This is a genomic window from Maribacter sp. C-4077 (genome assembly GCF_055378385.1).
Genome location: NZ_AP038807.1, coordinates 3,528,194 through 3,540,717 on the forward strand (window position 1 = coordinate 3,528,194; position 12,524 = coordinate 3,540,717).

Consider the following 12,524-nt stretch of genomic DNA (forward strand, 5'->3'; position numbering starts at 1 on the left):
CTATTGTTTTTGAATATTACTGATGGCTTATATGTGTTTTTCAAAGTGTGGTTTCTGCTTGTATTCTATCATCGATTATATATTTCCTTTTTTAAGTTGTTGTGCCTCATGATTTATCGCCTTGGCCGTATAGACAGATAAACAAGCCAAACCATTTAACCACTTGCCAACATATTATAACCTATAATTTTTCAAAAACCTTAAATGCGGTAGAAAGGTTAGAAAAAGCATGGTTGAACGTACCATTTGATACGAAATCCAATTACCCAACTTATTGAGTATATCGGCTCTTTGTCTGAGAGTTCCCTTTGTAATTTCGCTACACTGGCTTATAACCATTTCAAAGTCGGCCCGAAGGTTTTCGGCAAATTCTCCGGAGTGAACTTCTACGTTCATTTCAATACTGCCATAGCAACTAAGACTGTTCAAGTTAAATGAGCCTACGGTAGACCATTTGTTGTCAACCACCGCAGCTTTACCGTGTACTACGGATTTGTTCCACTCATAGATTCTCATATGGTGGTCTAGAAAAGAGGAGTACAAATGTTCGGTAGCCCTACTTACCAAAGGCACATCGCTAATGCCCGCTAAGATTACCGTTGTTTTTATTCCTCTTTTACAGGCCTTTTTCAATGCCTTTGCCAATCTGCTTCCAGGCAAAAAATACGAGCCTATGATAACTATTTCCTTTTTAGCATGAATGAAGGCGTTCGTGTAGGCATCACAGACTTCCGTTTTTTGCTGTAGCCAGTCGTTTTGTAAAATTCCCACGAGTGCGCTACCGGCCGAATGTAACACGGGTGGTATTTTTTTTGAGCTTCCCCTTTTATAAAAATAATCGCTACATAATATTTGCAGATTCTTAGCTGCCGGGCAGTTCAACTGAACGGCGTAATCTAGCCAAGGCTCTTCATCTTGGGTTCCATGGTATTTATCGGCAATATTGATACCTCCTATCAGTGCCATTTTTTCATCGGCGACCGCAATTTTATGGTGCATTCGCCTACCTAAATAGAAATTATTATAGGAAAAAAGGGGAGAGAAAAATCGAAGGGAGATACCATGCTGCACCAAATCCTGTACAAAACTATCGGGTAATGCCGCACTACCAAAGGCATCCAATAAGACATATATTTTTACCTTTCGTTGAGCGGCTTCCTTCAAACAGGAGGATATGCGGTTTCCCGTGTCATCGTTTTCAAAAATATAGGTTTGTAAATGGATTTCCTTTTCCGCCTTATCGATTAACTTTTCCAACCGCAAAAAATAGTCTTCTCCCGAATGGACCAACTCAACATATTTTGAATTGTCTGTGGCATTTTGAAATGCTGTTTTACTGTGTTTTCCAACTGCATATTTATGGTCCATCGCTACCCTTTTTTATGCTGGTCGGCCAATAAGATTTGATCAACCTCATTATCTTGTTTCCTCAAAAAATAAACCAATCCCAAAGATGCCAAAACGGTTGTCCCAGCAATAATGAAAGGGTAATAAAACCCTCCGGCAATCAGCCAAGTCCCCAATACCGGACCCAAAATTTGACCGATACTGTTCGTGGAACTTTGAATGGATATATTCCTTCCCGTGTTTTCCTTGGATATCAAAGAAACTGCCGAAAGCAGGTTTGGTGTCACCATGGCTCCCCCGGCTGCGAAAATTATTATAGTAACATAAATGTATAGTTCACCACTCACAAAAGGGAAGACGATTAACGAAACACCCGATATCAATAACCCCAATGTTATTTGCTGTTTAGAGGTCAATATTTTTTCGCCATAGGTTGCGAATACCGGTTGCAAAACGGCCATCACGGAACCACAAAGCATAAAACCAATACCCACCTGATTGGTTGTAAAGGCCAACTCATCCTTCCCATAAATTGAAAACACGGTCTCAAACAGGGTAACCACGAACTGCATCACAAAGGATAAGAGCAACAAAATGATAAAATAGTTACTAAGGGAAAAGCTGAATTTGACTACCTCAGAAGCAATACGACTTTTTACTTCCGTATTCTTTAGCCATTTTATGATTATCAGCAATACCACAAAGCCCAAAAGAGCGGCCAAAATAAAGGGAACCGAAAAACGGTCTAGATGGAACACTCCAAAAGAGTATGTATAGTGAAGGTTCGTTCGCGACAGAAATCCCCCCAGAACAGGGCCAAATATGACACCGGAACTGATAGCGACCCCAGACCAGGCCATTATTTTTGTCCGTCGCTTTTCTGAGGTAATATCACTTAAATAGGCATTACTGACGGGAATGACCGCTGACGTAAAGATGCCCCCTATGATACGGGCTATATATAGCATCGACAGGGAAGTGGCAAGACCCGTTAGCAAGTTCATCACGACAAAACCTACAAGCCCCAATAGTATAATAGGTTTACGGCCGCATTTATCGGAAAGCTTGCCCCAGACGATAACGAACAAAAGCTGGAACAGGGGATAAATACTGGTCAACATTCCAATATGGAAGTTGATCAGATCCGTGTCCAGATTGTCCTTTAACGCCAATCTTTCCGTATAATACGGGAGGGTAGGCAATAAAATCCCGTACCCGAGCATTACCACAAATAAACTCAACAAGACTAAAAATATCCTGTTGCGTTTTTCCTTTTTGTTCATTATTTTTTCCCTATTTTCCTTTTCAATAACTGTGCATTAATAGCCACAATAACAGTACTCAAACTCATAAACACTGCACCAACGGCTGGACCCAGAACAAAGCCCGATGAGTACAATACACCCGCTGCCAGGGGTATGGCCACTACGTTATAGCCCGTAGCCCATATTAGGTTCTGAATCATTTTGTTGTAAGTGGCCTTGCCGAATAAAATCAAGTTGGCAATATCCTGTGGGTTACTGTTTACTAGAATAATGTCCGCAGTCTCGGCAGCGACATCGGTGCCGGAGCCTACGGCGATACCTACATTAGCTTTAGCAAGTGCGGGTGCATCATTGACCCCGTCCCCAGTCATAGCTACGAACTCTCCTTTGTTTTGTAGCTCTTCTACGATCTCCACTTTTTGATGGGGTAGTACCTCGGCATAATAGCCATCCAATCCTAGTTTGTCGCTCACGGCCTTAGCGGTTTTTTCATTGTCACCTGTGGCCATCAAGACTTTGATGTTGTTCTTTTTGAATATTTCGATAGCTTCCGCAGATTCTGGTCTTATTTCATCGGCAAGAGCAATGTATCCTGCTAGCTGTCCATCGATTAATACAAACACAACAGTTTCAGCAGCGTCACTATAGGCATCTTCAGGTATAGTGATTTTTTCATCCCTTAAATAACCCGGACTGACCACTTTTACTTTTTTGCCCTCTACATTTGCTTCCACCCCTTTGCCGGTAATCGCTTTGAAATTTTCAGGTTTTGGGATGGCAACTTTATCTTCCTTTACCTTTTTTATTATTCCAACCGCGATAGGATGTTCTGAACTTTGTTCCAAGGCACTGGAAAGCCTTAGGACTTCGTCAGTTGAATACTTTTCATCCACCGATTCAATACGGGTAACGCCAAAATCCCCTTTGGTCAATGTTCCTGTTTTGTCAAATAGTAAAGCGGATATTTTACGAGATTCTTCAAAGGCAGTTCTGTTACGGATCAATAAGCCGTTTTGAGCAGATACCGCGGTGGATATGGCCACTACCAGCGGAATGGCCAAGCCCAGGGCATGAGGGCAGGCAATGACCATTACGGTAACCATTCTCTCCAAGGCGTATACAAATGGGAAGCCTAAAATCAACCAAACCGCCAATGTGCCAAAACCAATTGCCAGGGCTATGTATGTCAACCATTTTGCAGCCCTATCAGAAAGGTTCTGCATTTTAGATTTGGTCTTTTGCGCTTCCTCAACCATTGTGATTACTTTGTTGAGATAACTATCCTTACCGGTATGTTCAACCTTTACTTTCAAAGTGCTATTGCCATTTACTGAACCACCGATTACTTTATCGTTCTCATCTTTTTTTACGGGCTTGGATTCCCCTGTAAGCATTGATTCATTTAAGTAACTCGAACCATCTACTATAATCCCATCAGCTGGGACTTTTTCACCTGGCTTTACTAAAATCACATCGTCTTTTAACAAATCTTCCAAGGGAATATCTTCTATAGTATCACCCTTTACCCTGTGGGCTTCGGCTGGCATCATACTTACTAAAAGCTGTAAGGCTTTTGATGCACCTAATACACTTTTCATTTCTATCCAATGGCCTAAAAGCATAATTGCGATCAGTGTTGAAAGTTCCCAGAAAAAATCTTCGCCCCTTAGTCCGAATACTGTGGCAGTACTATAAAAGTAGGCAACGCTTATGGCCATGGAAATTAGGGTCATCATTCCAGGTGCGCCCTTTTTGACCTCTGACCAAAAACCTTTTAAGAAAGGCCAACCTCCAAAGAAATAGACGATGGTAGATAGTGCAAATAGGATATATGGGTTTCCTGGTAAGAGAAATTCATATCCGAAAAACTCCTGTATCATTGGCGAGAAGAACAATATGGGAATGGTTAGCACGAGCGTTACCCAAAACCGTTTTCGAAAATCGGCAATCATCATTTTGTGATGGTCGTGACCCATTTGACCGTGACCTGGATTATGACCTGAATGGTCGCCAGAACCGTGATCCATTTTACTATGATCCATCTTGATATGGTCGTCGGATTTTAAATCTTCCATTTTCGAGTGATCCATTTTTGAATGGTCATCTTTGTCGTGATTCATTTTAGAATGGTCCATTTTTGAGTGATCCATTTTGGAATGATCTATTTTTTTGTTTTTTTGCTTTTCGTGATTGTCCATAGTATTCTATTTAAGGGTTATCGTAATTTTTTTCGCATTGCTTCCGAGATATTTTCAGCATAGACCCCATAGGCATCTACCAAAAGCCCCTTTTTACCATCTTTTGATGAAATGGCATAAAGAACACTGTTATCGTCCGTACTGCTCATACCTTCAAAACGATGGGTTTCATCCACATCAAAATCTTCGGGATGGATTTCCAATTCCAATGAAGCACATTTTATACAGTCGGGGGCCAAATTAAAATCATAGGTATATCCCCTGATCTGTAAATCATTAATTGCCTCTGATAGGGTGTCATAGTTTCTCATAATTTATTATTTGTATGCCATCGTAAAATAGCTGCCGTCTTTCTCGGTAAATTTCTGGAATGATAACAAGTTCTCATTTGTAAGTTTTTCACTTGCAACATAGTCCAATTGTTTAATTCGTATTCCTATGGCGTAGGCCTTTATGTTGATTTTGGATTTGATTGTTTTCCCACTTCCGTTAGATACCAATACCCGGTCATAAATTTTAATTTTACTGTTGGAACCAAAGAAGTTCAACAATCCCGAATCAAAGCTCATTTCGAGTTCAACATTCTCCAAGTTCGCTAGATCATAGAGTTCCTTGAAATTTTTGGACACTGTATTGATTTCGGTTTCCTTTGATTTTGGGTTTGAAAACGGAAATGCCATTACCAAAATACTGGATTCATCCGGTTTACATCGGTAAGTGGTGGTATATTTATCGGTCGAGGTGCCATTTTCATCAAAAAGTTCGGTTACAACCTCAATTTCATAATATCCATTGGCTTCTTTTAGCCTTCCCGCTTTAAAGGTTTGCTTGTTCAGAAAATCGCCATTGTTATTGAAATTTTCCCGTACCACCAGTCTATCGGACAATTGTCCAATCAACATTTTATCTTGTGGGTATGCGGAAAAAATCATAAAAACGAACAGTATTAAGTGCAATCCTATTTTCATATGTGGTGCATCAATTCTTTTACTTCCTTGGCGATGACATCGCTCAAATCAATTTTATTTGACTGGTGTGGAATAGTGTTGCAGGTAATGATATCCTCCACATAAGCGTCCCATAAATCCTGATAGGCATTTCCTGAAAATACGGCATGGATACCTATGCAAATCGGTGGTTTCATTCCTGCATTTTTTAAATGTTCCGTTGTTTCTATCATGGTCCGGGCAGTTGAAATAATATCATCTACCAAAAGTGGTGTTGCCCCCTTATACTTATCTACATCCGGCACGGAAACCTCAACATCGCGGTCTCCATGACGGATTTTTTGCAAGACGGTAAAAGGGGCATTTGCCTTTTTCGCCACATCGGAAACCCATTGCTCGCTCTCGGAATCGGGTCCGATGAGTACTGGATTATGAATGTTTTCCTTGATGTATTTGGAGATTTCGTCAGCAGCATGGATGACCCTGTTCGGAATGTTGTATACTTCGCCCAACGAATGTATTCTATGCAAATGGGGATCGATGGTGGTGATGCTATCGGCAAAACCCGAAATCAATTTCCCGAAGAAGCTAGAGGTGACGCCTTCCCCTTCATTAAAGACCTTGTCCTGTCGCATATAGGCCAAATAGGGAGCCACCAAGCAAGTGCACATAGCGCCCAAAGATTTTGCGGTGTGGCTTAAAAAATACAATGGCAATAGTTTTTCATCGGGTTCGTGCAAGGTGCAGACCATGACCACACATTTGTCTTTCACATCGGAAAGGATACGCGTGTAGGATTCCCCGTCAGGAAATTTGCGTATGGTGCATTCCCCGATTTCCGCTTTCATTTTCTCCGCTAACAATTCCGTGAGTTCTTGGTTTCCCGGAAGACTGAATAATATAGTTTTCATTTGTCCTTTTTTTTATTCTATTGTTATAATATCGTTATGGCTCTCATAATATTCCAAGGCATAGTTCAACTCCCCTTGCGATTCTGCAAAGAGCGTATACAGCAACTGGCCTTTTTCTATTTCATCGTTTAAATGAACGTTCAATAAAATACCGGCAGATTTAGATTGAGGGGCACCCGAAAGTTTGGCGAGCTTTGCTATTTTTCGATTATCAATACGCTTTAGACTACCTGATTTTTCTGCTCTGATTTCAATTTTATAAGGTGCTAAAACAGGTTTTGAAAAGCGGCCTTGGGCCTTACAAATGGCAAGGAATTTTTCATACGCTTTACCAGATGTAATCACTTCTTTGGCGGTTTCCGTTCCTTTTCCTTTTTCGACTTTGCCCGAAAGCTCTATAAGTTCGCCAGCCAAAAGCAATGCTCTTTCCATTAGGTCGATTGGCGCATCTGTCTCATTTTTCAAAACCTTTAGTATATCGATGGCTTCCAAAGCTGGGCCAATTCCTCTCCCTACAGGTTGCGTACCATCTGTAATGACCACTTTCACATTAAGCCCAACAGCGTTACCGACTATTTCCATATGGTTTTTTAGTTTTTGTGCCATTTCTTCACTTCTAACTTTTGCAGTTTTTCCCACGGGAATATCTATAACAACGTGGGTTGAACCTGCCGCAGATTTTTTTGAAAGTACCGAAGCTATGAGCTGCCCTTCACTATCGATATCCAAGGCCTTCTCAATCTTAATCAGTACATCATCGGCAGGGCTTAATTGCGCTGTACCCCCCCAAACAAAACAACCTCCTTCTTTTTCTACCACAGCCGTTATTTCTTCGGAAGAGAGCGTTACATTGGTCAGAACTTCCATAGTATCTGCTGTACCAGCGGGCGAAGTAATGGCTCGCGAGGACGTTTTTGGCATTGTAAGTCCATAAGCAGCAACAATGGCAACTACTAACGGGGTTGTTCTATTGCCAGGTAATCCGCCAATACAATGTTTATCTACTACTATTTCTTTGTTCCAATTTAGTTGCTTTCCAGAGGCAATCATGGCTTTTGTGAGATCCGAGATTTCATTGACATCTAATCTATTTCCGGCACAGGCCGTAATAAAAGCCGAAAGATGAATGTTGGAGTAATCTCCTTCAACGATATCCGTAATGATTTCATCAAAGGCCATATAATCCAGTTTTTGATTGTAGATTTTGGCCCGTACATAGCTTAACGAATCTATAGGTTCCAAGTGCGACACCCTTAGTGTTTCATTTCCGGACACTTTTAATTTTTTCGCCGCCGCTTCCGATAAGCCTATCTCTCCGTCTAGCAGCACATCCGACGTTATTACATTAAGACTGGCAACGATGGAAGTATTGAAATTGGAAACTCTGATTCTGGTCAATGCTTCAAAACCTTCGGAAACACAGACATGGCAATCTTCCCGCATATAGACCACATGTTCGTTCTGTGTATAAATGCCCAAGTGTTTATATTTTAAAGTACTTGATTTTTCTTCCATACTATTTTTCATTATTTGGTTTTTAAATGTTTCGATGAAGTCCAAAGAAGCCAAATACCGAGAGTTACATCAACCCCCAAACAGAAAAGTGGCCACCATTGAGGTGGGTTTGTCGAGAACACAATATTACCTTGAAAAAGGTCATATATCCCGTGGAATACCAGTGCGATGCCAACTATTTTTAGGTTTCTATGATGCCCTAATATTGCAATTACCGAGAATAGCAAAGCAATGCTTGTTTCGAATATAATTTCGTAAGTATTGTTAGCTTGAAAAGCAAAAAGAACATAGTAGAAAGCAATAGCAATCAATAATACAGGATAGAAACTGCTGTCCTTATCAAAGCCCGTTTTTATTGCAAGTAATACAATGGAAATTCCTAATAGTACCCCAATGATTAGTTCGACCATATCAGTTAATTAAGTATTATTTCTTCAATATTGTATAGCTGAGAAATCTCGGAATCCCAGTCATAGGTTTCCTTAATGCCTTTTTGCAATGCCTCCGCACCTTCTATCTCTCCATGAACAATAAATATCCTTTCAGATTTCTGTTCGACCTTGCTTAGCCAATCCAATAGTTCGGAATGGTCGGCATGTGCCGAAAGACCTTCTATTTCTGCCACCTCCATTTGAAAGGATACAGTTTTTCCGTACACTTTTAATTCCTTCTCGCCTTCCAACAATTTTCTCCCCCGAGTGCCTTCCGCTTGATAGCCCACAAAAAGCAAGGTGTTATTGGCGTTTTGTGCCTGGGTTTCGAGGTAATTGAGCATTCTACCTCCTGTGAGCATTCCGCTTCCGGCTATGACGATTTTAGGTGTATCGTCGCTTCTCAATTCCATAGTTTCACGATAACTGCTTACTACCGTAAAATGTGAACACATTTCGTCACACTCAGCATCTTCCAACCTATGCCAGTCCCTGGTACGATGGAACAGTTCCAGTACGTTGGCACCCATCGGGCTGTCCATAATCATCTGTACTTTGGGGATTTTATTTTGTTGTAACAACCTCCAAAATATTAGCATCATCAATTGGGCACGCTCTACGGAAAAACTTGGTATGAAAAGGCTTCCGCCCCTTTCAATGGTTTTGTTGACCAATTTTTCAATTTCGGGAAGTGCCTCTGCTTCTTCGGGATGAAACCTGCCGCCATAGGTCGATTCTATAAAAAGAACATCCGCCTTTTTTGGTTTTAGCGGTGGATATAGCAATAAATCGTTCGTTCTGCCGATATCCCCTGAAAAAACAAAACGTTTTCCGAGAACATCCAATTCAATGTAGGTGGCACCAAGAATATGGCCGTTGTACTGAAATCTAGCTTTTATGTTTTTCATCAAGGGCAGCCATTGGCCGGGCGGTACTCCCTTAAAAAAGGGAACGGTTTTTTCAACATCCTTTAAGTCATAAAGTGGTTCGGCGGGACTATGTTTGGAATAGCCTTCCTTATTGGCCCGTTTAGCTTCCTGTTCTTGAATCTTGGCACTATCGTTCAATACGATTTTGGCAATGTCCAATGTGGGGTACGTTCCATAGATGGGGCCATTAAAACCATGTTTGACCAATCTGGGCAGATAGCCTGTATGGTCCATATGTCCATGTGTTAGTAAGACCGCATCAATTTCCGAGACTTCAATGGGAGGATGCTCCCAGTTTTTTAAGCGTAGTTCTTTTAATCCCTGAAAAAGGCCACAATCAATCAAGATTTTGCGTTCGCCGGTATCCAAGAGATATTTTGAACCAGTAACGGTTCCAGCAGCTCCTAAAAAGTGAATGTTTATTTTGTTGTTTTTCATTTATAGTACCTGTTTAGTGTCCCCCACAGCAGGAAGGTGTGTTCCCTTTATCTTGGTCCGGTTGGCATAACTCCGCTATTTCTTTGTAGAGACCATGAAAATCCTTTTTAATGAGAGCTGCCATATTCTTGGCAGATTTCGGATCGGTGCTTACCATCTCCAATAGTATTTCAAAAGCTTCTTCAAGTAATTTGGAATCATCCTCCAATGCTTGGTAAAATGGCTCTAGGTCAATACTCTCCTGTTTTTTCAGTTCTTCCGTTTTCATATGTTTTCTTTTTAGGATTAATTAATGTTTGTTGGTTTAATGCGCTGTGCATAATTCTTCCGAATCTTCGAGAATTTTTTTTTGTCGTTGCTTGACGATACCTATTTGCTCCAATAGTGATGGGTTTTCGTTAATATCCTTGCAAAGCACAATGCCTTTATCCAATAATTTGGATTTCTCGGCTTTTGTCAATGTTGTTAAAGAGGTTAAGGGATGAAGGCCGGATTTGTCTATCCGTTCTTTCAGACCGTTCCCTTTCGGGTAATCCCAACTTGTAAGCATCAGCCCAACACAGGTACCATATTGTATGGCATCGGTGGTAAAACGTGTATTGGTATAAACTCCTCCTTGATGAAACTTGGTTTTATGGCCTTGCTGTTTTCCCCATTGTTTTTCCACATCCAAAAATCTTGAATGGATATAGAGCGGGATTTTCACATTACAAAACCTCCCCTGATCACTATGGTATTTACATTCGATCATATAGTGTTTATTGTCTTTTTGGGCAATCACATCTACTTCGTGCTGAACACAATTGCCTTGTACCATTACCCCGACCTTTGTATCAAAACCCTCATGACTTAAGAGGCCACCAACAAATTTTTCAAAAGGATAGCCCGAAGGCCCCAATTCCATAAGGGCTTTTTTTAGTTTGTATTTTGAAGCACTTACTCTAGATTTTTTCCTTAATATTTTAAACGCCATTTGATATATCTTTTTGGTGGTCATTCCCTCGTAAACTGCCTTATCAATTTCTTGAACTATCTCTTCGACCAACAATTTATCGGTACCGGCCCGTTCTAATGAATGCCTTACTTTACCTATTTCAAAAGGAGCTTTCTCCCCACTTGCCTTTATGATATGTATCTTATCCATTGATGTGTATTTTTTTAATATTGGCCAAAGCAAATACGATTAGGAAAAAACTTAAGAATATTTCGAGCATGACAACGAACCGGGCTACATCGGACGTTGGAATTATATCGCCGTATCCTACCGTTGAAAAAGTAATCACACTGAAGTAGAAAAAGTGGTACAAATTATACAAGTACGAATTTGAATAATCGGGAACTCCTTCAAATGTGGTATGGCTGAATTGAAAAAGGCAGGCATAATCGGTTGCAAAGGACAATATGCTTATGACGATTATCAGCCCAAAAACCCAAAGCAATCGCTCCAATGAATGACAGATCTTTATCAATTTCGACAATCGCTTCAAGGTAGTCATCGTAATCAGGATGGTCTTACCCAAGGCCGCCGTTGCAATGATAATGTGGAATGGCAAAGATTTATGATCGACCATTGACATTAAAATAACATACAAGATGCCGATACCCAAAATGGTAACGAGGGGCAATACCGTTCTTCCCAACAATAACTTGTAAAAGGGCTTTTCTCGTATTTGATTTAAGTTATTCGACATCGTACTATCTATGTTTTTTTTTAAATTTTGATTGTCATTACCGGAAGTGCCGAATGATTGGCCACACCCTCGGCGATGCTCTTGGAAAACAGGCTCAAAAAGCCTGTACTACCATGGGTGGACAAAGCAATCAGATCCGCAGGTTCGTGTCTTAGGAACGTGTTTATACCCGTTTCTACGGACGGTTCGTTATTGACGTACATGGAATAATTATTCAAATGGGGAAACTTTTCCAAGAATCTTTTAATCGGATTTAATCCTGCCGCGATGCTATTGGTATCCGTTTGGGTGTTGATGCGCAACAAACGAATATGTGCATTACATTTTTTTGCGATTGAGATTACATGTTCGAAAGCACCACTCACATCCTCCATAAAATCAGAAACAAATACAATGTCTTTAAAAGGAAAGGAAACTTCGTCCTCTTTAACCACGATTACGGGGACATCTGATTTTCTTACAATTTTTTCCACATTGCTGCCAAACAGTTCCCGCGCTGTGCCTTTGGTGCCGCTACTCCCCGTGATAATAAAATCATGTTGAAAATGACCGGAATGTTTTAAAATATTGGTGGTCTCAATCTGGTACTCCAAGAAGGTGCGACACTTTAGGTTTTCCTTCTCCGCTTTTTTTTCCAATTCCCGCAATGCAGATTTGGCCGATCCGATTTCCTTCAAGGTCTTAGGATATCTTTTTTCCTTTAGCTTGTCGAGTTTGACCCAGTCTACGGGAGTATGTATCAAGTGAAAGAAATGAATTTCCGCATTATATAGTTTGGCCATTTCAATGCCCAAATCGGCGGCTTTGTTACAATTTTCGGAGAAATCAGTGGGTACTAATATATTTTTCATA

General features: G+C 40.6%; 13 protein-coding genes. All 13 read right to left on the reverse strand.

Going from position 1 to position 12,524, the window contains the following annotated elements:
* Positions 1–174: 174 nt before the first annotated feature.
* Positions 175–1,368 carry a phospholipase D-like domain-containing protein gene (locus ACZ41C_RS15175; RefSeq protein WP_464562618.1) on the reverse strand — a complete coding sequence of 398 codons (1,194 nt, stop codon included), beginning with the start codon at positions 1,366–1,368 and terminating at the stop codon, positions 175–177.
* 2 nt (positions 1,369–1,370) lie between these two features.
* The gene (locus ACZ41C_RS15180; RefSeq protein WP_275615863.1) at positions 1,371–2,630 is read right to left on the reverse strand and encodes an MFS transporter; all 1,260 of its coding nucleotides are present in this window, start codon (positions 2,628–2,630) and stop codon (positions 1,371–1,373) included.
* Positions 2,630–4,762: a copper-translocating P-type ATPase gene (locus ACZ41C_RS15185; protein ID WP_464565771.1), complete on the reverse strand. Its 2,133-nt coding sequence runs from the start codon at positions 4,760–4,762 to the stop codon at positions 2,630–2,632. The genes ACZ41C_RS15180 and ACZ41C_RS15185 overlap by 1 nt, the downstream gene beginning before the upstream one ends.
* Positions 4,763–4,827: 65 nt before the next feature.
* On the reverse strand, positions 4,828–5,121 hold the full coding sequence (locus tag ACZ41C_RS15190) for a phosphoribosylpyrophosphate synthetase (RefSeq protein WP_275615862.1): 294 nt from the start codon (positions 5,119–5,121) through the stop codon (positions 4,828–4,830).
* Positions 5,122–5,127: 6 nt separating this feature from the next.
* Positions 5,128–5,742: a hypothetical protein gene (locus ACZ41C_RS15195; protein WP_275615861.1), complete on the reverse strand. Its 615-nt coding sequence runs from the start codon at positions 5,740–5,742 to the stop codon at positions 5,128–5,130.
* A 32-nt stretch (positions 5,743–5,774) separates the two neighbouring features.
* The gene (locus tag ACZ41C_RS15200; protein ID WP_464562620.1) at positions 5,775–6,668 is read right to left on the reverse strand and encodes a ribose-phosphate pyrophosphokinase; all 894 of its coding nucleotides are present in this window, start codon (positions 6,666–6,668) and stop codon (positions 5,775–5,777) included.
* A gap of 12 nt (positions 6,669–6,680) precedes the next feature.
* Entirely contained in the window at positions 6,681–8,195 is a 1,515-nt protein-coding gene (locus ACZ41C_RS15205) for a thymidine phosphorylase family protein (protein ID WP_275615859.1), read from the reverse strand.
* Positions 8,195–8,593 carry a DUF6010 family protein gene (locus ACZ41C_RS15210; protein ID WP_275615858.1) on the reverse strand — a complete coding sequence of 133 codons (399 nt, stop codon included), beginning with the start codon at positions 8,591–8,593 and terminating at the stop codon, positions 8,195–8,197. Before ACZ41C_RS15210 ends, ACZ41C_RS15205 begins: the two co-directional genes overlap by 1 nt.
* A 5-nt stretch (positions 8,594–8,598) precedes the next feature.
* Positions 8,599–9,981 carry an MBL fold metallo-hydrolase RNA specificity domain-containing protein gene (locus ACZ41C_RS15215; protein ID WP_464562622.1) on the reverse strand — a complete coding sequence of 461 codons (1,383 nt, stop codon included), beginning with the start codon at positions 9,979–9,981 and terminating at the stop codon, positions 8,599–8,601.
* A gap of 13 nt (positions 9,982–9,994) precedes the next feature.
* Positions 9,995–10,249, reverse strand: coding sequence for a hypothetical protein (locus tag ACZ41C_RS15220; protein WP_275615856.1), 255 nt, complete (start codon positions 10,247–10,249; stop codon positions 9,995–9,997).
* Between the two features lie 36 nt (positions 10,250–10,285).
* On the reverse strand, positions 10,286–11,125 hold the full coding sequence (locus ACZ41C_RS15225) for an ATP cone domain-containing protein (protein ID WP_464562624.1): 840 nt from the start codon (positions 11,123–11,125) through the stop codon (positions 10,286–10,288).
* Positions 11,118–11,672 (reverse strand): potassium channel family protein, encoded by a 555-nt coding sequence (locus tag ACZ41C_RS15230; RefSeq protein WP_275615854.1) that lies wholly within the window; start codon positions 11,670–11,672, stop codon positions 11,118–11,120. The genes ACZ41C_RS15225 and ACZ41C_RS15230 overlap by 8 nt, the downstream gene beginning before the upstream one ends.
* Positions 11,673–11,692: 20 nt before the next feature.
* A complete protein-coding gene (locus tag ACZ41C_RS15235) occupies positions 11,693–12,523 on the reverse strand; it encodes a universal stress protein (protein WP_275615853.1) in 831 nt (276 codons plus the stop codon).
* Between the last annotated feature and the right edge of the window lies 1 nt (position 12,524).

What these genes read in the sequence shown, in the direction of transcription:
- ACZ41C_RS15175 (WP_464562618.1), bottom strand. Translation starts at nt 1,368, where the DNA reads ATGGACCATAAATATGCAGTTGGAAAACACAGTAAAACAGCATTTCAA.
- ACZ41C_RS15180 (WP_275615863.1), bottom strand. Translation starts at nt 2,630, where the DNA reads ATGAACAAAAAGGAAAAACGCAACAGGATATTTTTAGTCTTGTTGAGT.
- ACZ41C_RS15185 (WP_464565771.1), bottom strand. Translation starts at nt 4,762, where the DNA reads ATGGATCACTCAAAAATGGACCATTCTAAAATGAATCACGACAAAGAT.
- ACZ41C_RS15190 (WP_275615862.1), bottom strand. Translation starts at nt 5,121, where the DNA reads ATGAGAAACTATGACACCCTATCAGAGGCAATTAATGATTTACAGATC.
- ACZ41C_RS15195 (WP_275615861.1), bottom strand. Translation starts at nt 5,742, where the DNA reads ATGATTTTTTCCGCATACCCACAAGATAAAATGTTGATTGGACAATTG.
- ACZ41C_RS15200 (WP_464562620.1), bottom strand. Translation starts at nt 6,668, where the DNA reads ATGAAAACTATATTATTCAGTCTTCCGGGAAACCAAGAACTCACGGAA.
- ACZ41C_RS15205 (WP_275615859.1), bottom strand. Translation starts at nt 8,195, where the DNA reads ATGAAAAATAGTATGGAAGAAAAATCAAGTACTTTAAAATATAAACAC.
- ACZ41C_RS15210 (WP_275615858.1), bottom strand. Translation starts at nt 8,593, where the DNA reads ATGGTCGAACTAATCATTGGGGTACTATTAGGAATTTCCATTGTATTA.
- ACZ41C_RS15215 (WP_464562622.1), bottom strand. Translation starts at nt 9,981, where the DNA reads ATGAAAAACAACAAAATAAACATTCACTTTTTAGGAGCTGCTGGAACC.
- ACZ41C_RS15220 (WP_275615856.1), bottom strand. Translation starts at nt 10,249, where the DNA reads ATGAAAACGGAAGAACTGAAAAAACAGGAGAGTATTGACCTAGAGCCA.
- ACZ41C_RS15225 (WP_464562624.1), bottom strand. Translation starts at nt 11,125, where the DNA reads ATGGATAAGATACATATCATAAAGGCAAGTGGGGAGAAAGCTCCTTTT.
- ACZ41C_RS15230 (WP_275615854.1), bottom strand. Translation starts at nt 11,672, where the DNA reads ATGTCGAATAACTTAAATCAAATACGAGAAAAGCCCTTTTACAAGTTA.
- ACZ41C_RS15235 (WP_275615853.1), bottom strand. Translation starts at nt 12,523, where the DNA reads ATGAAAAATATATTAGTACCCACTGATTTCTCCGAAAATTGTAACAAA.